The sequence below is a fragment of the Pseudomonas sp. HLS-6 TE3448 genome, from assembly GCF_053629555.1.
This window is the reverse complement of sequence record NZ_JBRJIO010000001.1, coordinates 402739-423894: the sequence shown is the minus strand read 5'-3', so window position 1 is coordinate 423894 and position 21156 is coordinate 402739. Positions and strand designations below refer to the sequence as shown.

The following is a 21156-nucleotide window of genomic DNA, read 5'->3' as shown; positions in this document are numbered from 1 at the left end:
CCATGCAAGGCGCGATGTTACGTCATCAGCAACCCGCCACCGGCCGCAAGCCGGTGCCGCGTGGTGCCAGCCGGATGGTGGCCAAGGAGCCACTGTCGGCGCGCCTGCCCAAGGCAAGGTTCAGTGTTTTCAAGCGTCTGCTGTGGCCGGTATTGCTGGTGGTCGCCGGTTTCGGTGCCTACGAGGGCGCGCAACGCCTGATGCCGTACGCCGATCGGCCGATTACCAAGATCGCCGTACAGGGTGACCTGAGTTACATCAGCCAGCAGGCGGTGCAGCAGCGAATCGCGCCTTATGTCGCGGCGAGCTTCTTTACCGTAGACCTGGCGAGCATGCGCGCCGAGCTGGAGCAAATGCCCTGGATCGCTCGCGCCGAAGTCCGCCGCGTCTGGCCGGATGAGGTTGTGATCCACCTGGAAGAGCAGTTGCCGATTGCGCGTTGGGGGGATGATGCCCTGCTCAACAACAAGGGCCAGGCCTTTGCCCCGCGCGAGCTGGCCAACTATGAGCACCTGCCGCAGCTGATCGGGCCGCAGCGGGCGCAGTTACAAGTGATGCAGCAGTATCAGATTTTGAACCAGATGTTGCGGCCCATGGGTTTCTCGATCGCTCGACTGGAATTGCGTGAACGTGGCAGCTGGTTCCTGACCACGGGCGCTGGCAGTGCCGGTCCGGGTATCGAGCTGCTGCTGGGACGCGACCACTTGGTGGAAAAAATGCGCCGTTTCATTGCCATTTACGACAAGACACTCAAAGAGCAGATCACCAACATCGCCCGCATTGATCTGCGATATGCCAACGGCCTGGCCGTCGGCTGGCGGGAACCGAATGCACCGACGACGGCCCAACCCGCCGTTGCGAAGAATTAGAGAGAGGCAGGACCATGGCAAATGCGCATAGCGGCAAAATGATCGTCGGGCTGGACATTGGCACCTCCAAGGTGGTGGCGCTGGTGGGCGAGGTCGCGGCTGACGGTACCCTGGAGATCGTCGGGATCGGTACGCATCCATCGCGCGGCCTCAAGAAGGGCGTAGTCGTGAACATCGAGTCGACCGTACAGTCGATTCAGCGCGCGGTTGAAGAGGCCCAACTGATGGCCGGTTGCCGCATTCACTCGGCATTCGTTGGCGTTGCCGGCAATCACATCCGCAGCCTGAACTCCCACGGTATCGTTGCCATTCGCGACCGTGAAGTCAGTGCCGCCGACCTTGAACGCGTCCTGGACGCTGCCCAGGCCGTGGCCATCCCTGCCGATCAGCGCGTCCTGCACACCCTGCCGCAAGACTACGTGATCGATAACCAGGAAGGCGTACGCGAGCCGCTGGGTATGTCCGGGGTGCGTCTGGAAGCCAAGGTTCACGTGGTGACCTGCGCGGTCAATGCCGCCCAGAACATCGAGAAATGTGTACGTCGCTGTGGCCTGGAAATCGACGACATCATTCTCGAACAACTGGCCTCGGCCTATTCGGTACTGACCGATGACGAGAAAGAGCTGGGCGTGTGCCTGGTGGACATCGGTGGTGGCACTACCGATATCGCCATCTTCACCGAAGGCGCTATCCGTCATACCGCAGTGATCCCGATTGCGGGCGACCAGGTGACCAACGACATCGCGATGGCCCTGCGTACCCCGACCCAGTACGCCGAAGAAATCAAGATTCGCTATGCCTGCGCCCTGGCCAAGCTCGCCGGTGCAGGTGAAACCATCAAGGTGCCGAGCGTGGGTGATCGTCCTCCGCGTGAACTGTCGCGTCAGGCGCTGGCTGAAGTGGTCGAGCCACGTTACGACGAACTGTTCACCCTGATCCAGGCCGAGCTGCGTCGTAGCGGTTACGAAGACCTGGTGCCCGCGGGCATCGTCCTGACCGGCGGTACCTCGAAGATGGAAGGCGCTGTAGAGCTGGCGGAAGAGATTTTCCACATGCCGGTACGCCTGGGTGTACCGCACAGCGTTCGCGGCCTCAGTGATGTGGTCCGCAACCCGATTTATTCCACCGGTGTGGGCCTGCTGACCTACGGGCTGCAAAAGCAGTCCGACGGCGTGACCCTGACCGGTATTAACAGCAACAGCTATGGCGATGAACCGAAGGCACCCGTGCTGGAACGCTTGAAGCGTTGGGTGCAGGGCAACTTTTAAAGTTTCAAAGCAGTAGTAGTAGGCGCAAAAAACTAGAGAACTGTAAGGAGAGGGAAAATGTTCGAGCTCGTAGACAACGTCCCGCAAAGTCCGGTCATTAAAGTGATCGGCGTCGGTGGCGGCGGTGGCAACGCCGTCAATCATATGGTCAAGAGCAACATCGAAGGCGTCGAGTTCATCTGCGCCAACACCGATGCTCAGGCGCTGAAAAACATCGGCGCGCGCACCATCCTGCAACTGGGTACTGGCGTGACCAAGGGCCTGGGTGCTGGTGCCAATCCTGAAGTCGGTCGTCAGGCGGCACTGGAAGACCGTGAGCGCATCGCTGAAGTACTGCAGGGCACCAACATGGTGTTCATTACCACGGGCATGGGTGGTGGTACCGGTACCGGTGCGGCGCCGATCATCGCCGAAGTGGCCAAGGAGCTGGGCATCCTCACCGTTGCCGTGGTCACCCGGCCGTTCCCGTTCGAAGGCCGCAAGCGCATGCAGATTGCCGACGAAGGCATTCGCGCGCTGGCTGACAGCGTCGACTCGTTGATCACCATCCCCAACGAGAAACTGCTGACCATCCTGGGTAAAGACGCCAGCCTGCTGTCGGCGTTCGCCAAGGCCGATGACGTGCTGGCAGGGGCTGTTCGCGGTATCTCCGACATCATCAAGCGCCCAGGCATGATCAACGTCGACTTCGCCGACGTGCGCACCGTGATGAGCGAAATGGGTATGGCGATGATGGGTACTGGCTGCGCCAGCGGCCCGAACCGTGCTCGCGAAGCCACGGAAGCGGCCATCCGCAACCCGCTGCTCGAAGACGTCAACCTGCAGGGCGCCCGTGGCATCCTGGTGAACATCACCGCAGGTCCTGACCTGTCGCTGGGTGAATACTCCGATGTGGGTAGCATCATCGAGGCGTTCGCGTCCGATCACGCCATGGTCAAGGTCGGTACCGTTATCGATCCGGACATGCGTGACGAGCTGCACGTTACCGTAGTGGCTACCGGCCTGGGTGCGAAAATCGAGAAGCCGGTCAAGGTTATCGACAACACCATGCAGACCGCGTCCGTGCAGACCCCTGCACCTGCGCCAGTGCGTGCCGAGCAACCATCGGTTAACTACCGTGATCTGGAGCGCCCGACTGTAATGCGCAATCAGGCTCATGCCGGTGCTGCAGCGGCTGCTAAACTCAACCCACAAGACGATCTGGATTACCTGGACATCCCGGCATTCCTGCGTCGTCAGGCTGATTAATGAAATTTATCAGGGGTATAAGGGTGATTGGTGTTCAGCAAAGGCCGGGTCTGCTATTATCCCCAGCCTTTGTTGATACCAGTTCGCAATTTGCGCTGAAGCGGCCAATGCCATGATTAGACAACGCACCCTGAAGAATATTATCCGTGCCACAGGTGTCGGCCTGCACTCCGGGGAAAAGGTTTACCTGACCCTCAAACCCGCCCCTGTGGATACCGGCATCGTATTTTGCCGCGCCGACCTCGACCCCGTGGTGCAGATTCCTGCCCGCGCGGAAAATGTTGGCGAGACCACTATGTCGACGACGCTGGTCAACGGCGATACCAAGGTAGATACGGTAGAGCATCTGCTCTCGGCCATGGCTGGCCTGGGCATCGATAACGCCTACGTCGAGCTCTCCGCGTCCGAAGTGCCGATCATGGACGGTAGCGCTGGGCCCTTTGTATTCCTGATTCAATCTGCCGGCCTGGAAGAACAGGACGCAGCCAAGAAGTTCATCCGCATCCTGCGCGAAGTGACAGTGGAAGACGGCGACAAGCGCGCTACTTTCCTGCCATTCGACGGGTTCAAGGTGAGTTTCGAGATCGATTTCGATCACCCGGTATTCCGCAACCGTACCCAAAGCGCCAGCGTGGACTTTTCCAGCACCTCGTTCGTGAAGGAAGTCAGCCGCGCCCGTACCTTCGGGTTCATGAGCGACATCGAGTACCTGCGCAAGCATAACCTCGCACTCGGCGGCAGCGTGGAAAACGCCATCGTCGTCGACAAGGAAGGCGTGTTGAACGAAGACGGTCTTCGCTACGAAGACGAGTTCGTCAAACACAAGATCCTAGACGCCATCGGTGATCTCTACCTGCTGGGCAACAGCCTGATTGGCGAGTTCCGTGGCTTTAAGTCCGGGCACGCGCTGAACAACCAGCTGCTGCGCAAGCTGATTGAGGAAAAAGACGCTTGGGAAGTGGTGACTTTCGAAGATGCCAGTACGGCGCCGATCTCTTACATGCGTCCGGTTGCGGCAGTGTAAGTACGAACACTCTCTTCTTTAGTTTTTGGGGCCACCTTCGGGTGGCCTTTTTTATGCGTGCCGTTCAGTCGTGCGCGGGATTTTTGTCCTTGGCGTGACTGGCCAGGCGCTCCAGCGCAGCGCGCAGTTTTGGATCACTGATGCCCTCGGCTGTCGCCTGAATGTTTTCGGCGGCCCGGTTGGAGATATCGAGCGGGTGCCCGTGGGCTTTGGGTGCGGTGGTGGGGGGCTGCACCTTGAACAGGATTCGGTTCAGGTTGTAGAACGCTTCCAGGCTCTGTAGCTGGCGTTGCAAGCGTTTTTGTTGATACCGCAGGCGGGTCGCCCAATGACCGTCAGTGACGATCAGCAGCAGTGTCCCTTCGCGCCAGGAGGCGACGTGGCAATGCTCGCGTGCTGCGGGTTGCAACTGGCTTTCCACCAGGCGCTGCAAGTGTGCCAGGCGTTGTGCCTGGTTGAGCAGAGCCTTCAGAGGCCGCGCCTCGCGCAGCAAAATGGCTGGCGCGCGTGCAGTCAGGGGGCGAAAAGCCATGGTTGGTTACCTGAGGTTACAGAGCCCATAGCTTACCAGATCGCCCTGCGCTGACCGCGTTAGAGGCGCTGTAAATGCAGTCTTGTCGCAGTTATGGGTTGAAACTGACGAAAAAGCCCTTATTTTAGGAAAGCCCCGTCAAAGCGCTGTGCCAGCACTGTGGAAAACAACGCCACTTTCCTCTCCATCGTTTCCGGGTAGAATGCTCGTTCGCATGCGGCCATAAGGGCTGCACGGGCGACTCACGGGGCCGCCCTCCATCCCTACGTGTGGAAGATCCTGCCGATATGTTTGCGCCTTTGTTAAAGAAACTTTTTGGAAGCAAGAATGAGCGTGAAGTCAAACGCATGCTCAAGACGGTACAGATCGTCAATGCCTTCGAAGAGCAGATGGTGGCCCTTTCGGATGAGCAACTACGCGGCAAGACCGCCGAGTTCAAAGAGCGCCTGGCCAAAGGCGAGACCCTGGACAATCTGCTGCCTGAAGCCTTCGCGGTTGCTCGCGAGGCCGGTAAGCGGGTCATGGGGATGCGTCACTTCGACGTGCAGTTGATCGGTGGCATGACCTTGCACGAAGGCATGATCGCAGAAATGCGTACCGGTGAAGGCAAGACCTTGGTCGCAACCCTGGGCGTCTACCTCAACGCATTGTCTGGCAAGGGCGTGCACGTGGTCACGGTCAACGACTACCTGGCCCGTCGCGATGCCAACTGGATGCGCCCGCTGTATGAGTTCCTCGGCCTGACCGTCGGTGTGGTTACACCGTTTCAGCCGCCGGAAGAGAAGCGTGCGGCCTATGCTGCCGATATCACCTACGGCACCAACAACGAATTCGGTTTCGACTACCTGCGCGACAACATGGCGTTCAGCATGGAAGAGAAATTCCAGCGTGAGCTGAATTTCGCCGTGATCGACGAAGTCGACTCCATCCTGATCGACGAAGCGCGTACCCCTCTGATCATCTCCGGTCAGGCGGAAGACAGCTCCAAGCTGTACATCGAGATCAACAAGCTGATCCCGCGCCTCAAGCAGCACATCGAGGAAGTCGAAGGCCAGGTCACCCAGGCCGGTCACTTCAGCATCGACGAGAAGAGCCGTCAGGTCGAGCTCAACGAAGCCGGTCACCAGTACATCGAAGAGATGCTTTCTCAGGTTGGCTTGCTGGCCGAGGGCGAAAGCCTTTACTCGGCCCACAACCTGGGCCTGCTGACCCACGTTTATGCCGGCCTGCGCGCGCACAAGCTGTTCCATCGCAACGTCGAGTACATCGTCCAGGACGGCCAGGTCCTGCTGATTGACGAGCACACCGGTCGTACCATGCCGGGCCGACGCCTGTCCGAAGGCCTGCACCAGGCGATCGAAGCGAAGGAAAACCTGAATATTCAGGCCGAGAGCCAGACCCTGGCGTCGACCACCTTCCAGAACTACTTCCGTCTGTACACCAAGCTGTCCGGCATGACCGGTACTGCTGATACCGAGGCGTTCGAGTTCGCGCAGATCTATAACCTGAACGTTATGGTCATTCCGCCGAACAAGCCGCTGGCCCGTAAGGATTTCAACGACCTGGTCTACCTGACGGCAGAAGAGAAGTACGCTGCCATCATCGCGGACATCAAGGAAAGCATGGCCCAGGGCCGTCCTGTACTGGTAGGTACCGCGACGATTGAAACCTCTGAGCACATGTCCAACCTGCTCAAGAAGGAAGGCATCGACCACAAGGTCCTCAACGCCAAGTACCACGAGAAGGAAGCCGAGATCATTGCGCAGGCCGGTCGTCCGGGCGCGCTGACCATCGCTACCAACATGGCGGGTCGTGGTACCGACATTCTCCTGGGCGGTAACTGGGAAGTTGAAGTGGCGGCCATGGAGAACCCGAGCCCTGAGCAGGTTGCCCAGATCAAGGCCGACTGGCAGAAGCGTCACCAGCAGGTGATCGAGTCTGGTGGTCTGCACGTGATTGCGTCCGAGCGCCACGAATCGCGTCGTATCGACAACCAGTTGCGCGGCCGTTCCGGTCGTCAGGGTGACCCGGGTTCCAGCCGTTTCTACCTGTCGCTGGAAGACAGCCTGATGCGCATCTTCGCCTCTGACCGGGTGAAGAATTTCATGAAAGCGCTGGGTATGCAGTCCGGTGAGGCGATCGAGCACCGCATGGTGACCAACGCCATCGAAAAAGCACAACGCAAGGTTGAAGGGCGCAACTTCGATATTCGTAAGCAATTGCTCGAATTCGACGACGTGGCCAACGAGCAGCGTAAGGTGATCTACCACATGCGCAACAGCCTGCTGGCTGCTGACAACATTGGTGACACCATCGCTGACTTCCGTCAGGAAGTACTGGATGCCACCGTCAGCCAGCACATTCCGCCGCAGTCGCTGCCCGAGCAGTGGGACGTGGCCGGTCTGGAAGCAGCTCTGGCCAGCGATTTCGGGGTCAAGCTGCCGATCCAGAAGTGGCTCGACGAAGACGATCACCTGTACGAAGAAACCCTGCGCGAGCGCCTGCTGAGCGAGCTGCTGGCGGCGTATAACGAGAAGGAAGAGCAGGCCAGCGCCGATGCCCTGCGCACCTTCGAGAAGCAGATTCTGCTGCGCGTTCTGGATGACTTGTGGAAAGACCACCTGTCGACCATGGACCACTTGCGTCATGGCATCCACCTGCGTGGTTATGCCCAGAAGAACCCGAAGCAGGAGTACAAGCGCGAGTCGTTCAACCTGTTCCAGGAGCTGCTGGACTCGATCAAGCGCGATACCATCCGCGTGCTCTCGCACGTTCAGGTTCGCCGCGAAGACCCGATCGAAGAAGAGGCGCGTCTGCGCCGCGAAGCCGAGGAATTGGCCCAGCGCATGCAATTCCAGCATGATGCTGCACCCGGTCTGGAGCAGAATGACGAGCAGGAAGAAGGCGCTGAAGTTGCTGTTGCCGCTGCGCCGGTGCGCAACGAACAGAAGCTGGGGCGTAACGAACTGTGCTGGTGTGGTTCGGGCAAGAAGTTCAAGCATTGCCACGGCCAGATCAACTGACGATCCCGCCCAGGTAACACGCTGACATTTGAACACCGCGCCGCGACAGGCTTCCTGCCTTCGCGGCGTTGTTCCATCTCAAGCGCCGCGGCAACGAGCTCGGCGTATTTTTTTTAGGAGCGCTTTCATGGCTGTTGGTCTTGGTCCTTTGCCAACGTTGCACCCGGTCCCAGGTTTTGAACTCGGCATCGCCTCGGCGGGCATCAAGCGCCCAGGGCGCAAGGATGTCGTGGTCATGCGCTGTGCCGAAGGCTCCAGCGTGGCAGGTGTGTTCACCCTGAACGCCTTCTGTGCGGCACCTGTAATCCTCGCCAAGCAGCGTGTACAGGGCACCGTACGTTACCTGCTGACGAACACTGGCAATGCCAACGCTGGTACCGGTGCACAGGGCCTGGCGGCTGCTGAGCGCGCTTGCGCCAAGCTGGCCGAGTTGGCTGGCGTTGATGCCAGTGCGGTGTTGCCGTTCTCCACCGGCGTCATCGGCGAGCCGCTGCCGGTCGAAAAGATTGAAGGCGCTCTGCAAGCCGCGCTGGACGATCTGTCGGAAAACAACTGGGCAAACGCTGCGACCGGCATCATGACCACCGACACCCTGCCCAAGGGCGCGAGCCGTCAGTTCCAGCACGATGGCGTCACGGTCACCGTGACCGGCATCAGCAAGGGCGCGGGCATGATTCGCCCGAACATGGCGACCATGCTGGGCTACATCGCCACCGATGCCAAGGTTGCACCGCACGTGCTCAAGGACCTGCTGCTGGACGGCGCGAACAAGTCGTTCAACCGCATTACTATCGATGGCGATACCTCGACCAACGATTGCTGCATGCTCATTGCGACCGGCAAGGCCGCAGTACCTGAAGTCACCGAAGCCAGCGGCCCGCTGTTCGCGGCGTTGAAGCAGGCAGTGTTCGAGGTATGCATGGAGGTGGCACAGGCTATCGTTCGCGATGGTGAAGGTGCGACCAAGTTCGTGACCGTTGAAGTCAACGGCGGTGGCAATCATCAGGAATGCCTGGACGTTGCTTACGCAGTGGCCCACTCGCCGCTGATCAAGACCGCGCTGTTCGCCTCCGACCCGAACTGGGGCCGTATTCTGGCGGCAGTAGGCCGTGCGGGTGTGCCGAACCTGGATGTGAGCCTGATCGACGTCTACCTGGGTAGCGTCTGCATCGCCAGCAAAGGCGGTCGCAGTGCCAGCTATACCGAAGAGCAGGGCGCCGCTGTCATGGCGCAGGAAGAAATCACCATTCGCATCGAGTTGGGCCGTGGCCAGTGCAGCGAGGTCATCTGGACCACTGACCTGTCCCATGAGTATGTGAAGATCAACGCCGAATACCGGAGCTGATCGACTCGTTGACCAGGCCGGCTCCAGCGCGAGCCGACCTGGTCGGCGACAGCGGCGGTACATTCTCCAAACCTTCTGGAGCCGAACCATGAGCTACCACCTGATCATCGGCGACAAGCTTTACTCCTCCTGGTCACTGCGCGCCGCCCTGGCGCTGGAACTGACCGGAGCGTCCTACACCGAGCAACTCGTCAAACTCAATCAACCTGATACCCGCGCCCGCCTGCTCGAGCATTCGCCGACCGGCAAGGTGCCGTTGCTCAAGTCCGAGCATGGCACCATCGCCGATTCCCTGGCGATTGCCGAGTACCTGGCCGAGCGTCATCCGGACGCCCATCTGTGGCCGACCGACGTTGCTGCCCGTGCTCAGGCCCGCTCTGCCTGTGCGCAGATGCACAGCGGTTTCTTTGCCCTGCGTGGCACCATGCCATTCGACCTGAGCCGTGACCAGGCGTTGGACGCGACCCCGGCGGACGTCCAGGCGGATATCGACCGTATCGTTGCCTTGTGGGCCGAGTGCCGTGCTGCCGCAACCGCCAGCGGCCCGTTCCTGTTTGGCACGCCTAGCCTGGCCGACGCGTTTTTTGCGCCAGTGGCGGTTCGCCTGCGTACTTACCGGGTTGAACTGCCGGTTGAAGCGCTCAACTACATCGAAGCGATTTACCAGTGGCCCGCTTTCCAGGCCTGGCAGAAAGCGGGATTGGCGGAGTGTGGACGGTGAAACGTATTCATGTAGCTGCCGCCGTGATTCGCGGTACCGATGGCCGGGTGCTGATTGCTCGGCGTGCCGATAGTCAGCATCAGGGCGGCCTTTGGGAGTTTCCGGGCGGCAAGGTCGAGGAGGGCGAAGCCGTACAGGCTGCGTTGGCCCGTGAGCTTCAGGAAGAGCTGGGTATTGCCGTCAGTGCGGCGCGGCCATTGATCAAGGTCAAGCACGACTACCCGGACAAACAGGTGCTGCTGGATGTGTGGGAGGTGTCCGCGTTTACCGGTGAGCCCCACGGTGCAGAGGGCCAGCCGTTGGCCTGGGTGGCGCCACGCGAGTTGGCGCAGTACGACTTCCCTGAAGCCAACCGGCCGATTGTGGCGGCTGCGCGTTTGCCTGGTGAGTACCTGATTACCCCAGACGGCCTGGAAACGTCCCAGTTGCTGCGCGGTATGCAGAAGGCCATCGCCGGCGGCGTAAAGCTGCTGCAATTGCGTGCGCCGAACATGTATGACCCGCAGTATCGCGACCTCGCCGTGGATGCTGTCGGCCTCTGCGCTGGCAAGGCACAGTTGATGCTCAAGGGGCCGTTGGAGTGGTTGGGCGACTTCCCGGCGGCCGGTTGGCACCTGACTGCGACACAATTGCGCAAGTACGCCAGTAAGGGGCGTCCGTTCCCCCAGAACCGTTGGCTGGCAGCGTCCTGCCATAACGCCGAAGAGTTGGCGTTGGCTGAGCAGATGGGGGTTGATTTTGTCACCCTCTCGCCGGTGCAGGCGACGCAGAGCCATCCGGATACCGCGCCATTAGGCTGGGAGCAGGCCTCGCAGTTGATCGAGGGCTTCAATCGTCCGGTGTTCCTGCTCGGTGGCGTTGGCGATGCAGAGCGTGAGCGGGCCTGGCAGAGCGGTGCGCAGGGTGTTGCCGGGATTCGGGCCTTCTGGCCCGAGATGTAACCACTGCGAATCGTGCTTGATGGGCGCTGACTGGCGCCTCAGGGTTTGGCTGCAGGCTGCCACAGCACCTCGGCCACGCCCTGGCGCCGCCCAATCAGTCGTGCTGCTACAAACAGCAGGTCGGACAACCGGTTGATGTAGGCCAAACCAACCCCAGTCAATGGCTCAATGGCGTTCAGCGCTTGGCAGCGTCGTTCGGCACTGCGGGCCAGGCTGCGGCAGACATGGGCCTGGGCGACCAAGGCTGAGCCTCCGGGCAGAATGAAATTCTCCAGCGGTCCCAGTTCATCGTTCCAGCGATCGATCACCTGCTCCAGTGATTCCACTTGCGCGTCATTCAAGGCTTGATAACTGGGCATCGCCAGCTCGCCTCCCAGATCGAACAGTCGATGCTGACAAGGTGAAAGCACTTCGATCAGTTCTGCCAGGGCAGGGTCCGTCGCAAGGCCTGCCAGCAGCACGCCAAGCTGGCTGTTGAGCGTATCCACTTCGCCAATGGCTTCAATGCGTGGGTGATCCTTCGGTACTCGGCGGCCATCGCCCAAGCCCGTTTCACCCTTGTCGCCAGTGCGGGTGTAGATCTTCGACAAACGAAAACCCATGTTCAAGACTCCATCTTTTGGTTCGGTGTGGGGGTTGCCAGGGGCAGGCGCAAAGTGAAGCAGGTGCCTTGACCGGGTGCTGACTGCACCTCCATCTGGCCTTTGTGGTTATTGGTGATGATGAAGTAGGAGACGGACAGCCCCAGCCCGGTGCCCTGGCCAATTTCCTTGGTGGTGAAGAACGGCTCGAAGGTCCGCTTGCGTACGGCTTCCGTCATGCCGACACCGTTGTCTTCGACCTGGATCTCGGCCCATGGTGGATTCAGTCGCGTGCGCAGGATGATGCGACCGGGCTCGCGATCATCCTGGCGCTGGTGAATGGCCTGAGCCGCGTTTTTAAGCAGGTTCAGCAGCACCTGTTCAAGCTCGTTCGCCGTGCAGGGTACCGGCCCCAGCTCAGGGTCGAACTGGCGGACAATGGCTTGGCCTTTGAAGTCGAAACCGATGGTCAGGTCGAAGTCGTTGCTGGCGATTTCTACCGCCTGGTCGATCAAGGCTGGCAGGTCGCAAGGCACCAGCTGGCGATTGCTGCGGCGGCTGAAGCTGAGCATATGGGTGACGATCTTGGCCGCTCGGGTGCCGGCCTGCTGGATGCCATCGAGCAGTTGCGGCACTTCGCGCAGTTGCAGGTAATGGTTGACGACGCTCAGGTCGATGCCTGCTTCACTGGCTTGCTCGATGTTCTTCGGCAAGTCAGGCGACAGCCGCCGCCGGATGTTCTGGACGTTGTGCAGAATCGCCCCGAGTGGGTTGTTGATTTCATGCGCCATGCCCGCTGCCAGTCCGCCGACCGAGAGCATTTTTTCCGATTGCACCATCATTTCCTCCAGCGACAGGCGCTGGGTGATGTCGTCGATACGGATCACCACGCCACGTCCGCCACCGCCCATGAGTGGGTAAAAGGTCAGGGCATAGTGGCGAGGTTCGTCGTCCTTGGTCCAGGTGACGCGTTCGATTTTCGCTACTCGGTGCTTCTCGACGCTTTCCTTGAGTTGCGGCAGGAAGGGGCGTAATGGCTCGAAGGCGAGGAAAATCGGCTGGTTCAGCGCCTCGTCCAGCGGTGTGCCGGAGAGGGCGGTGGCTTCCTGGTTCCACTGGGTGACGTAGAGCTGTTCGTCGAGTGCGATCAGGGCCGAGGGCATCGAGTCGATAATGCTGTTGAGGTAGTTCTGAAAACCGGTGAGTTTTTTCTCGATCTTGCTGCGTACCTGGACTTCCAGTTCAAGCTTGCGGTTGGTATGGCGTGTCTCCTCGGCCAGGCCCTGAGCCTGGTCGAAGGCATCCTGGAATTCGTCGCGAGCGCGCTTGAGCTGCTGTTCGCGTGCTTCGATGCGCGAAAGCATCGTGTTGAAGGCTTCTGCGAGGCTGCCGATTTCGTCGCGGTTACCCGGCTGGGCGCGCAGGGCATAGTTCTCTTCACGGGTCACCTGGCGCGTGAGCTGTTCAAGCCGGTCGATCGGCTCGGTAATCAGGCGCTTGATCTGCCGGGCGATGATCATCCATAGCAGCACACTGAACACCAGAATCCCCAGGCTGGCGGTCAGCGTGCCGGTGTAGAAGGCCATGGGCAGTTCGCTACTGGCCACCAGCAGCAAGTGGCTGGGCGGTGAACCAGGGCGTGGCAGCGGGATCAGTTGGGTGTTGCGAAATTCGGTGAGCCGCCAGGTTTCGATGTTGCGATAGCGTTTGGGCAGGTCGAGTAATTCGCCGTGCTGCAATTGCGCGAGACGTTTGCCATCGCTGCCATACAGGGCGGCAGCGCGCAGTGGTGAATAGCTATCCAGCTCCCTGAGCAGCCGGTCGGCGGCTTCCGGTGAGTCGCTAGCCTGTTGCGCCAGTTGAGGGTTGGATACCAGTCGACCGATGGTCTGCAACGCCTGGGGCGCCATGCTCTCTTGAGAGATCCAATAGGCAGCACTGATGAAGGTCAGGTTGGCGACCAACATTACGGTAATCAGCAGCACCAGCAGGGCAGCTAGTAGCTTTTGCCCAACGGGCAGGTTTTCCAGGCGTTCGCGCAATGGCATGGTTGAGGCGTGATCCTGGTGGGGGTTTAGGCGGCCAGAGTACCGCCCGAGTCAGTCGCTGGGCAATCCATGCGCATTCAGGTACTCGACCAGGCGCCGGTGGAGCCGTTCCAGATGCGGCAATTCGCAGCCATGACGGGCGGCAATGCGGCAGGCATGGCCGAGCAGGTAGTGGATCTCTGTGCGGCGTTCCTGACGGACGTCCTGGTACATCGATGAGTAGTTGGCGGCGGTAGCCTGAATCACTCGCTCCACCTCCTCGGCAAGGCCCTCGGCGGCTTGTGGTTGACCACAGCGGCGCAACAGCTCGGCGAGCTCCAAGCACAGGGTCGCCACTTCGCAGTGGTGTTCGCTCAGGCCGCCATTGCGGCACTCATGCAACACCGTCAGTGGGTTGATGGCGCAGTTCAAGGCCAGTTTGCGCCAGAGGCGGGTAAGGATGTCGGGTGTCCACTGGTGTGGTATCCCGGCATCTTCCAGTTCATCGAGCCAGTCGGGCGTGCTGGGCCTGGCGGGATCGCCCAGCCAGTTGAAGCCGTGGCCGGCAAACACCACCTGCCAGTCCGCCTGACGGAAGGCGCCTTCCGTGCTGGAGGCGAATATACAACGTGCGTGGGGCACCAGGGCGGCAACCTCGTCCTGGCTGCCCAGGCCGTTTTGCAGCAGGATCAGCTCGGCATTGGGGGCCAAGCGGGGCAGCAGGGGGGCAACCGCCTTGTGTGCGTCGTAGGCTTTGCAGGCCACCAGCAGACGGTGGATAGGCCCTGCGCCCGTCGCTGTCTGTGCGGGAATCGCATGGGTGTACGCCTGATCCTGTTCGATCAGCGTCAGGCCGCCTGCGGCCTCATAGGCAGCCACACGCTCATCGTCCCGCAAGATCAGGCGTACTGCTTTGCCTGCACGAGCCAGACGACAGGCCCAAAGGCTGCCCAGACTGCCGGCGCCGAGAATATGCCAGGTGCTGCTCATCCGCGTTTCGCAACCGTTATAATGAGCGAGCATTTTAACCGTCAAACCCGGCGCGCTCCATCGTGCTCTTTCATCAGGGCAGGTAGCGTGTCTTTTATTTTTGGAGAAAAGGATATGCCGTCGTTCGACGTGGTATCGGAACTGGACAAACACGAAGTCACCAACGCGGTAGACAACGCGATCAAGGAACTGGACCGGCGCTACGACCTGAAAGGCAAAGGCAGCTTCGAGTTCAAGGAAAAGGAGCTGACTGTCAACCTGACAGCCGAAGCCGAATTCCAGCTTGAGCAGATGATTGAAATCCTCAGGTTGTCGCTGATCAAACGCAAGATCGACGCCCAATGCCTGGAGATCAAGGATGCTTACCCGTCCGGTAAGGTCATGAAACAGGAAGCCGTCCTCAAGGAAGGTATCGACAAAGAGCTGGCGAAGAAGATCGTTGCCCACATCAAGGAGGCCAAGCTCAAGGTTCAGGCCGCCATCCAGGGCGAGCAGGTACGGGTAACCGGCAAGAAGCGCGACGACTTGCAAGAGGCCATCGCCGCCTTGCGTGCCAAGGAATTCGGCATGCCATTGCAGTTCAACAATTTCCGCGACTGAGCACCCTGCGTCAGGAACCTCGGCGCCGTTTTGGCGTCCGAGCTTCTCTAGGCCGTTGATACGATTGCGGTGGGATATTTACGCTTTTTGCCATTTGGCATCAGGAGAGCACTATGGATTTGAACGCTGAAGTCGATCAACTGGTCAAGACCTCACAAAGCTGGATTCCATTGATCATGGAGTACGGCAGCCGTTTTCTGTTGGCGCTGCTGACGTTGTCCATCGGTTGGTGGCTGATCAACAAGGTGACATTCCGTCTGGGCAAGTTGCTGGCTTTGCGTAATGCCGACCTTGCACTGCAGGGGTTCATCAGTAGCCTGGCCAACATCGCCCTCAAAGTGTTGTTGATGGTCAGCGTCGCTTCGATGATCGGCGTAGAAACCACGTCCTTCGTTGCCGCCATTGGTGCCGCAGGCCTTGCCATCGGCTTGGCATTACAGGGCAGCCTGGCGAACTTTGCCGGTGGCGTGCTGATTTTGCTGTTCCGTCCGTTTCGCATTGGTGATGTGATCGAAGCGCAAGGGGTCAGCGGAACGGTGGATAGCATCCAGATCTTCCACACGGTGCTGCGTACGGGTGACAACAAGACCGTGATCATGCCCAACGGCAGCCTGTCCAACGGCATTATCACCAACCACAACCGTCAGCCGACCCGTAAGGTCGTGTTTGATGTTGGTGTCGACTACGATGCCGACTTGCAGGCTGCGCGCCGCGTGTTGCTCGAGCTGGCCAATGATCCACGGGTTCACAAGGATCCGGCGCCACAAGCCGTCGTGTCGACCCTGGGTGACAGTTCGATCACCATTTCCCTGCGTGCCTGGGTCAATACCGGTGACTACTGGGATGTGTTGTTCATGCTCAACGAGCATGCCCGTGATCGCCTGCGTGCCGAGGGGATCGACATTCCCTTTCCGCAGCGCGTGATTCGCGTGGTCCAGGAAGCGACTGCCTAAAACGTTGCCTCCCTAGGCACCCGCCTTGCCGATAGCATCGTCGGCAAGGCGGGTGCCTGGAATGTCCTATCGCGAGCGTGACTTTTCTGGCATACAGGCTGGCCAAATGTCGTTTGGCCTGGCGTTCCCATGTTGACCCCGCTGCTGCAAATCACCCCGCTGCGTGCATTCTGCTTCGCACTGACCTTGGCGTTCTTCGAGCTGCTGACCTATGTCGCCAGTGATGTGGTCATGCCTGCCATGCCTACGGTGGTGAATGACCTGCAGGCGAGCGCAGATTTCATCCCCCATGCCCTGAACCTCTATCTGCTTGGCGGCGTACTGCTGCAATGGCTGATCGGGCCGTTGGCGGACCGTTATGGTCGGCGCCCGCTGCTGCTCGGTGGCTGCGTGTTTTTCAGCTTGATGTGCCTGCTCACCCATTGGGTGGATGGGATTGAGCTGTTCAACCTGCTGCGATTGTTGCAGGGGATTGGTCTGGGCTTTGTGGTGACGGTGAGTTATCCCGCTCTGAACGAAGCCTTCAGCGAGGCGGATGCGGTACGGATGATGGCCCTGCTCGCGAATATCGCCTTGCTATCCCCCTTGCTGGGGCCTTTGCTCGGCACGCTGTTGCTGGAGTGGATGTCCTGGCGTTGGGTTTTTGTACTGATAGGCGCTGGTGGCGTGCTTGCCTGGTTGGCGCTGTATCGCTTCATGCCTGAAACACTCGGTGTTGAGCGGCGTGACGGCAGCAGGCTGGCGTTTCAGCCGATTCATCTGCTGCCCTTGTTGGCCGGCTATCGGCAGTTGTTGCTCAACCGTTACTTCGTCGCGGGCAGCATGGCGCTTGGTTTGATCGGGTTGCCGTTGATCGCCTGGATCGGGCTGTCACCGGTACTGCTCATTCACGACCAGGGCTTGAGTACGCTGGACTACGCGCTGTGGCAACTGCCGGTGTTTGGCGGCCTGATTGCCGGAAACCTGATCATTAACCGGATTGCCGAGCGCTATACACTGCTGGCCCTCGTGCGCCGTGGGCTGTGGCCGCTGGTGAGTGGTTTGCTGGCAATGATGGTTGTCGCCTGGTTGTACCCGTCGGTGATCGGTGTGGTTGCAGGGCTATCGGTATACGCGCTTGGCCTTGGAGTCTGTAATGCCGTGTTGTACCGCATCACGCTGTTTGCCAGCGAGCAAAGCAAAGGCCTGGTGTCGGCGATGCTGGGCATGATCACCATTGCTTTGCTCGGCCTGGGAGGCTCCTTGCTGGCAATACTGGGCGCGGGTGAGGGCTTGCTGACGTTTGCTCTGGTCGCGGGTGTCGCCGGCCTGCTGGCGCTCTGGCCGTTGCGTACGGTGCTGAGCGCTGGCGAGCCGGTTGTCTCGGATTAAGGGCGTTCGCCCACCGAGTTCTGTGGCTGATCCTGAGGTTCAGGCTTTCCACGGCGGGCTTCTTGATGCCAGTGCAGGGCAATCAGGATAAGCGTGGGTACACCCAGCAGTGCCGTAATCAGGAAGAAGTCGTGGTAGCCGAACTTTTCCACCATGACGCCTGAGTATCCACCGATCAGCCTTGGCAGCAACAGCATGATGGAACTGAGCAGGGCATACTGGGTGGCCGAGAACTTGAGGTTGGTCAGGCTCGACAGGTAGGCGACAAACGCCGAAGTCGCCATGCCAGAGCTGAAGTTATCCAGCGAGATGGTGACGATCAGCATGTTCAGGTTGGGGCCCATGTCTGCCAGCATCAGGAACAGGATGTTGGTGCTGGCCGAGGCTGCGCCACCGATGAACAGGATCGGCAGGATGCCGAAACGGACGATCAGCAGCCCGCCTAGGCCGGCGCCCACCAAGGTCATGATCAACCCGAAGATCTTGCTGATGCTGGCGATCTGATCCTTGGTGAAGCCTTGATCGATGTAGAACACGTTGGCCATCACGCCCATCACTGTATCGGACATCCGGTAGGTTGCGATCAGCCCAAGCAATAGCAAGGCCTGCCAGCGGTAGCGCGTAATGAAGTCGTTGACCGGGGTCAGCACCGGGGCCAGGCCACGCCGGCCCATTGAGGACAGGCACAACGCTGTGAGCGTGATGTACAGAATCGCGCGAAGGAACGCGCGGTCTTCCAGCAGCAAGTCAAGCAGGCTCACGCCCTCGAACAGCACACTGGCAAAGTCGGTGTAGTACAACTGGGTAAACGTTGCCGGTACCGACACGAGCAGTACGATCAGCACGAACACGGATACCAGTTGGTGGGCAAAGCCATAGCGCGCCGCCGACAACTGAGTGCGCAGTGGTACAGGCGGTTCGCGCATCAACAGGCTGGTAATCAGTGCCGGCACCATCATCACACCGAACAGCACATAGGTACCGGTCCAGGCTTTGTGGAGGTAGTTGAAACCGGTGGAGCCGAAACCTTCAGCGAAAAACAGGGCGCCCGCGGTAGCCAGCAGGGCCGCGACGCGGTAGCCAGCCATATAGCTGGCTGCCAGGGCTGCCTGGCGCTGATCGTCGGCGATCTCCAGGCGATAGGCATCAACGGCAATATCCTGTGTTGCCGAGGAAAACGCGACAAGTACGGCCAGTGCAATCAGCCAGGACAAGTGTTTTTGGGGGTCGCAGAACCCCATCCCGACCAGGCCCACGACGACCAGCACCTGCGATAACACGAGCCAGGAGCGGCGTCGACCGAGCTTGCCCAGCAGTGGCAGGCGCCACTGGTCGAGCAGTGGCGACCACACCCATTTAAAGGCGTACGCCAAGCCTATCAGGCTGGCATAGCCAATCGTCTCGCGGGCCACACCGGCCTCGCGCAGCCACACGGACAGGGTTGAGAACACCAACATGTACGGCAGGCCGGCGGCAAAGCCGAGCAGCAACAGCACCAGCGTTGACGGGCTGGCATAGGCAGCGAGCGCATCGCGCCAGGTTTTACGGGGCATGGGCCAACATCTGCCTCAAGTTTACGAAAACAAAGCGCGCACTCTAACCGCTGTGCTCCATTGGACGCCAGCCATGGCACGACATATCCACACGATTATTCTGGACGGTGACCCCTTCTGCACGCAGCCTGGCACGTTGTTCATCACCTGAAGGTGTGCCCTGCGCAAGGCTCAGGCGGCCACCGGCAGCAATCACGCGGTGCCAGGGAAGCTGTGTCGAATCGGGCAGTTGCCCGAGGGTACGCCCGACCCAGCGCGCAGCACGCCCCAGCCCGGCCATTTCGGCCAATTGACCATAGCTGACGACTTTGCCTGCAGGTACCTGGTTCAGTACCACATAGAGTGCCGTTCGTCTGGCTTCAGGCGTTTGCCTTGGATCACCGGGCACGGCGTTCACTGTTGTGCACTCTGCGCGACAGCCTGTCGGGTCGCCGTGAGCCGGGAAACAGCAATTGAACACATCGGCATGGTTTGGCTTTGTCCTCGCTCGGGGCGTATCTGGATAACGCTTTTACAGGCGCAAACCGCCGTCCAGTTCCAGAATGCGCCCGCTGAAGTAATCGTTTTCAAGAATGTAAGCGGCCGAATGGGCAATTTCCGCTGGTGTGCCCATGCGCTTGAGCGGAATGCCAGCCGTCATTTTCTCCAGCGCCTCGGGCTTCATGCTTGCGGTCATCTCGGTTTCGATGAACCCGGGGGCAATGCCGGCCACGCGGATACCATAGCGGGCCAACTCTTTTGCCCAGGTAACCGTGGCGGCCGCGACGCCTGCCTTGGCGGCCGAGTAGTTGGTCTGGCCCAGGTTCCCCGCGCGGGAAATCGAGGAAATGTTGATGATTGCGCCCTGGTTTTTCAGTTCGATCATTTTTGCCGCCACTTCACGGGTGCAGAGAAACACCCCCGTGAGGTTGACGTCGATCACGGACTGCCATTGGGCCAGGCTCATTTTGCTCAGTTGGCCATCCTTGACCTTCACCAGCAGACCGTCACGCAGGATGCCCGCGTTGTTGATCAGGCCGTGAATGGCACCGAAATCCGCCGCCACCTGCTCAACCATCTGGACGACCTGGTCTTCGTCAGCGACATTGCACAGGTAGTAGCGTGCTTCGACACCCAACGCCTTGCACGCCGCGACGGTGTGCTGGAGTTTTTCTTCGTTGAGGTCGACGAGCGCCAGGCGTGCCCCTTTATCTGCCAGGTACTCGGCCATTGAACGGCCCAAACCCTGGCAGCCGCCGGTGATAATGATTACTTTGTCAGTCAACTGCATAAGGATGCTCCACGGGCAGGTTTGGGGCGGGCGAACACATTTTATTTATGACGAATTCTAGTCTGGGGGTCACAACGTGAGCGCTAAAGCGACGAAGCATGCACGAGAACTGCTGCTCAAGGAATACCGTGGCGTCCTGTCGACCCACTCCAAGTCGATGCCGGGCTTTCCGTTTGGTTCGGTGGTGCCCTATTGCCTGGATGCCGAAGGTCATCCGCTGATCCTCATCAGCCGTATCGCTCAGCACACTCATAACCTGCAGCGTGATCCGAAATGTTCGTTGCTGGTCGGCGAGCGGGGCGCTGAAGACGTCCAGGCGGTGGGCCGTCTGACGCTGCTAGCCGAGGCCCGGCAGCTTGAGGACGCCGACGCCATTGAAGCGGCAGCCGAACGTTATTACCGTTATTTTCCGGAGTCGCGTAATTACCACCGCGCGCATGATTTCGATTTCTGGGTGCTCAAACCCGTGCGTTATCGCTATATCGGCGGCTTTGGCGCAATTCACTGGCTGGACCACGTTGCCCTTGCCAACCCGTTTGCCGGGAAGGTTGAGGCCAGTATGGTCGAGCACATGAATAGCGATCATGCCAAGGCGATTGCTCACTATGTGGCCTTGAGCGGCTTGCCGCAGACCGTGCCTGCGCAGATGGCCGGTATCGACAGCGAAGGCATGCACTTGCGAATTGGCCATGGCCTCTACTGGCTGGCGTTTGGTGAGCCTTGCAACACGCCGACACAAGTACGCGAAGCCTTGGTTTTTCTGGCCCACGCCGACGATTGGCCGAGTAACGAGCCGGTTGAGGCTTGAAATTGCAATGGACTGCAACCATTAACCGGGTA

19 protein-coding genes are annotated in these 21156 nt (G+C 60.0%); 12 read left to right on the top strand and 7 right to left on the bottom strand.

Annotated elements, in window-relative coordinates; genetic code table 11:
• Positions 1–2 precede the first annotated feature (2 nt).
• The 4 genes from AB7M23_RS01985 (at position 3) to lpxC (ending at position 4409) form a co-directional block, all read left to right on the top strand.
• Positions 3–869, top strand: coding sequence for a cell division protein FtsQ/DivIB (locus AB7M23_RS01985; protein WP_065758918.1), 867 nt, complete (start codon positions 3–5; stop codon positions 867–869).
• Between the two features lie 14 nt (positions 870–883).
• Positions 884–2137, top strand: coding sequence for a cell division protein FtsA (ftsA, locus tag AB7M23_RS01980; protein WP_065758919.1), 1254 nt, complete (start codon positions 884–886; stop codon positions 2135–2137).
• A gap of 57 nt (positions 2138–2194) precedes the next feature.
• Positions 2195–3385, top strand: a complete 1191-nt coding sequence (gene ftsZ, locus AB7M23_RS01975; protein ID WP_065758920.1) for a cell division protein FtsZ — start codon at positions 2195–2197, stop codon at positions 3383–3385.
• Positions 3386–3497: 112 nt separating this feature from the next.
• Positions 3498–4409: a UDP-3-O-acyl-N-acetylglucosamine deacetylase gene (gene lpxC / locus AB7M23_RS01970; RefSeq protein ID WP_065758921.1), complete on the top strand. Its 912-nt coding sequence runs from the start codon at positions 3498–3500 to the stop codon at positions 4407–4409.
• Between the two features lie 64 nt (positions 4410–4473).
• On the opposite strand, the gene AB7M23_RS01965 is transcribed toward lpxC, so the two are convergent.
• On the bottom strand, positions 4474–4941 hold the full coding sequence (locus AB7M23_RS01965) for a DUF721 domain-containing protein (protein ID WP_099775717.1): 468 nt from the start codon (positions 4939–4941) through the stop codon (positions 4474–4476).
• Between the two features lie 287 nt (positions 4942–5228).
• Here AB7M23_RS01965 and secA point away from each other — a divergent pair, with 287 nt between their 5' ends.
• From secA to AB7M23_RS01945, 4 genes are all read left to right on the top strand, one after another.
• Positions 5229–7964, top strand: a complete 2736-nt coding sequence (gene secA, locus AB7M23_RS01960; RefSeq protein ID WP_454240122.1) for a preprotein translocase subunit SecA — start codon at positions 5229–5231, stop codon at positions 7962–7964.
• A 127-nt stretch (positions 7965–8091) separates the two neighbouring features.
• A complete protein-coding gene (gene argJ, locus AB7M23_RS01955; protein WP_099775715.1) occupies positions 8092–9309 on the top strand; it encodes a bifunctional glutamate N-acetyltransferase/amino-acid acetyltransferase ArgJ in 1218 nt (405 codons plus the stop codon).
• Between the two features lie 88 nt (positions 9310–9397).
• Complete coding sequence (locus AB7M23_RS01950; RefSeq protein ID WP_330523024.1) at positions 9398–10030, top strand: glutathione S-transferase family protein; 633 nt, start codon at positions 9398–9400, stop codon at positions 10028–10030.
• On the top strand, positions 10027–10971 hold the full coding sequence (locus AB7M23_RS01945) for a Nudix family hydrolase (protein ID WP_099775713.1): 945 nt from the start codon (positions 10027–10029) through the stop codon (positions 10969–10971). Before AB7M23_RS01950 ends, AB7M23_RS01945 begins: the two co-directional genes overlap by 4 nt.
• Positions 10972–11009: 38 nt before the next feature.
• Here AB7M23_RS01945 and AB7M23_RS01940 read toward each other — a convergent pair whose 3' ends face one another.
• Genes AB7M23_RS01940 through AB7M23_RS01930 form a run of 3 tightly spaced genes read right to left on the bottom strand, consistent with a single transcriptional unit; the run spans position 11010 to position 14569 of the window.
• Positions 11010–11573, bottom strand: a complete 564-nt coding sequence (locus AB7M23_RS01940) for a cob(I)yrinic acid a,c-diamide adenosyltransferase (RefSeq protein WP_454240121.1) — start codon at positions 11571–11573, stop codon at positions 11010–11012.
• 2 nt (positions 11574–11575) lie between these two features.
• Positions 11576–13600: an ATP-binding protein gene (locus AB7M23_RS01935; RefSeq protein WP_454240120.1), complete on the bottom strand. Its 2025-nt coding sequence runs from the start codon at positions 13598–13600 to the stop codon at positions 11576–11578.
• Positions 13601–13651: 51 nt separating this feature from the next.
• A complete protein-coding gene (locus AB7M23_RS01930; protein ID WP_454240119.1) occupies positions 13652–14569 on the bottom strand; it encodes a putative 2-dehydropantoate 2-reductase in 918 nt (305 codons plus the stop codon).
• 114 nt (positions 14570–14683) lie between these two features.
• Here AB7M23_RS01930 and AB7M23_RS01925 point away from each other — a divergent pair, with 114 nt between their 5' ends.
• From AB7M23_RS01925 to AB7M23_RS01915, 3 genes are all read left to right on the top strand, one after another.
• Positions 14684–15169, top strand: coding sequence for a YajQ family cyclic di-GMP-binding protein (locus AB7M23_RS01925; RefSeq protein ID WP_065758929.1), 486 nt, complete (start codon positions 14684–14686; stop codon positions 15167–15169).
• Between the two features lie 113 nt (positions 15170–15282).
• The gene (locus tag AB7M23_RS01920) at positions 15283–16122 is read left to right on the top strand and encodes a mechanosensitive ion channel family protein (protein ID WP_099775710.1); all 840 of its coding nucleotides are present in this window, start codon (positions 15283–15285) and stop codon (positions 16120–16122) included.
• 132 nt (positions 16123–16254) lie between these two features.
• The gene (locus AB7M23_RS01915) at positions 16255–17493 is read left to right on the top strand and encodes an MFS transporter (RefSeq protein ID WP_454242140.1); all 1239 of its coding nucleotides are present in this window, start codon (positions 16255–16257) and stop codon (positions 17491–17493) included.
• Here the strand turns inward: AB7M23_RS01915 and AB7M23_RS01910 are convergent.
• The 3 genes from AB7M23_RS01910 to AB7M23_RS01900 all read right to left on the bottom strand — a co-directional run bounded on the left by AB7M23_RS01910 (position 17490) and on the right by AB7M23_RS01900 (position 20316).
• Positions 17490–19046 carry an AmpG family muropeptide MFS transporter gene (locus AB7M23_RS01910; RefSeq protein ID WP_454240118.1) on the bottom strand — a complete coding sequence of 519 codons (1557 nt, stop codon included), beginning with the start codon at positions 19044–19046 and terminating at the stop codon, positions 17490–17492. The two genes, AB7M23_RS01915 and AB7M23_RS01910, sit on opposite strands and share 4 nt — an antisense overlap.
• A 43-nt stretch (positions 19047–19089) precedes the next feature.
• On the bottom strand, positions 19090–19443 hold the full coding sequence (locus AB7M23_RS01905) for an MGMT family protein (protein WP_099775709.1): 354 nt from the start codon (positions 19441–19443) through the stop codon (positions 19090–19092).
• 114 nt (positions 19444–19557) lie between these two features.
• A complete protein-coding gene (locus AB7M23_RS01900) occupies positions 19558–20316 on the bottom strand; it encodes an SDR family oxidoreductase (protein WP_454240117.1) in 759 nt (252 codons plus the stop codon).
• 76 nt (positions 20317–20392) lie between these two features.
• Here AB7M23_RS01900 and AB7M23_RS01895 point away from each other — a divergent pair, with 76 nt between their 5' ends.
• A complete protein-coding gene (locus AB7M23_RS01895; protein WP_065758934.1) occupies positions 20393–21124 on the top strand; it encodes a HugZ family pyridoxamine 5'-phosphate oxidase in 732 nt (243 codons plus the stop codon).
• Positions 21125–21156 lie beyond the last annotated feature (32 nt).

What these genes read in the sequence shown, in the direction of transcription:
- AB7M23_RS01900 (WP_454240117.1), bottom strand. Translation starts at nt 20,316, where the DNA reads ATGCAGTTGACTGACAAAGTAATCATTATCACCGGCGGCTGCCAGGGT.
- AB7M23_RS01965 (WP_099775717.1), bottom strand. Translation starts at nt 4,941, where the DNA reads ATGGCTTTTCGCCCCCTGACTGCACGCGCGCCAGCCATTTTGCTGCGC.
- ftsZ (WP_065758920.1), top strand. Translation starts at nt 2,195, where the DNA reads ATGTTCGAGCTCGTAGACAACGTCCCGCAAAGTCCGGTCATTAAAGTG.
- ftsA (WP_065758919.1), top strand. Translation starts at nt 884, where the DNA reads ATGGCAAATGCGCATAGCGGCAAAATGATCGTCGGGCTGGACATTGGC.
- AB7M23_RS01985 (WP_065758918.1), top strand. Translation starts at nt 3, where the DNA reads ATGCAAGGCGCGATGTTACGTCATCAGCAACCCGCCACCGGCCGCAAG.
- argJ (WP_099775715.1), top strand. Translation starts at nt 8,092, where the DNA reads ATGGCTGTTGGTCTTGGTCCTTTGCCAACGTTGCACCCGGTCCCAGGT.
- AB7M23_RS01930 (WP_454240119.1), bottom strand. Translation starts at nt 14,569, where the DNA reads ATGAGCAGCACCTGGCATATTCTCGGCGCCGGCAGTCTGGGCAGCCTT.
- AB7M23_RS01910 (WP_454240118.1), bottom strand. Translation starts at nt 19,046, where the DNA reads ATGCCCCGTAAAACCTGGCGCGATGCGCTCGCTGCCTATGCCAGCCCG.
- AB7M23_RS01935 (WP_454240120.1), bottom strand. Translation starts at nt 13,600, where the DNA reads ATGCCATTGCGCGAACGCCTGGAAAACCTGCCCGTTGGGCAAAAGCTA.
- secA (WP_454240122.1), top strand. Translation starts at nt 5,229, where the DNA reads ATGTTTGCGCCTTTGTTAAAGAAACTTTTTGGAAGCAAGAATGAGCGT.
- AB7M23_RS01950 (WP_330523024.1), top strand. Translation starts at nt 9,398, where the DNA reads ATGAGCTACCACCTGATCATCGGCGACAAGCTTTACTCCTCCTGGTCA.
- AB7M23_RS01920 (WP_099775710.1), top strand. Translation starts at nt 15,283, where the DNA reads ATGGATTTGAACGCTGAAGTCGATCAACTGGTCAAGACCTCACAAAGC.
- lpxC (WP_065758921.1), top strand. Translation starts at nt 3,498, where the DNA reads ATGATTAGACAACGCACCCTGAAGAATATTATCCGTGCCACAGGTGTC.
- AB7M23_RS01940 (WP_454240121.1), bottom strand. Translation starts at nt 11,573, where the DNA reads ATGGGTTTTCGTTTGTCGAAGATCTACACCCGCACTGGCGACAAGGGT.
- AB7M23_RS01925 (WP_065758929.1), top strand. Translation starts at nt 14,684, where the DNA reads ATGCCGTCGTTCGACGTGGTATCGGAACTGGACAAACACGAAGTCACC.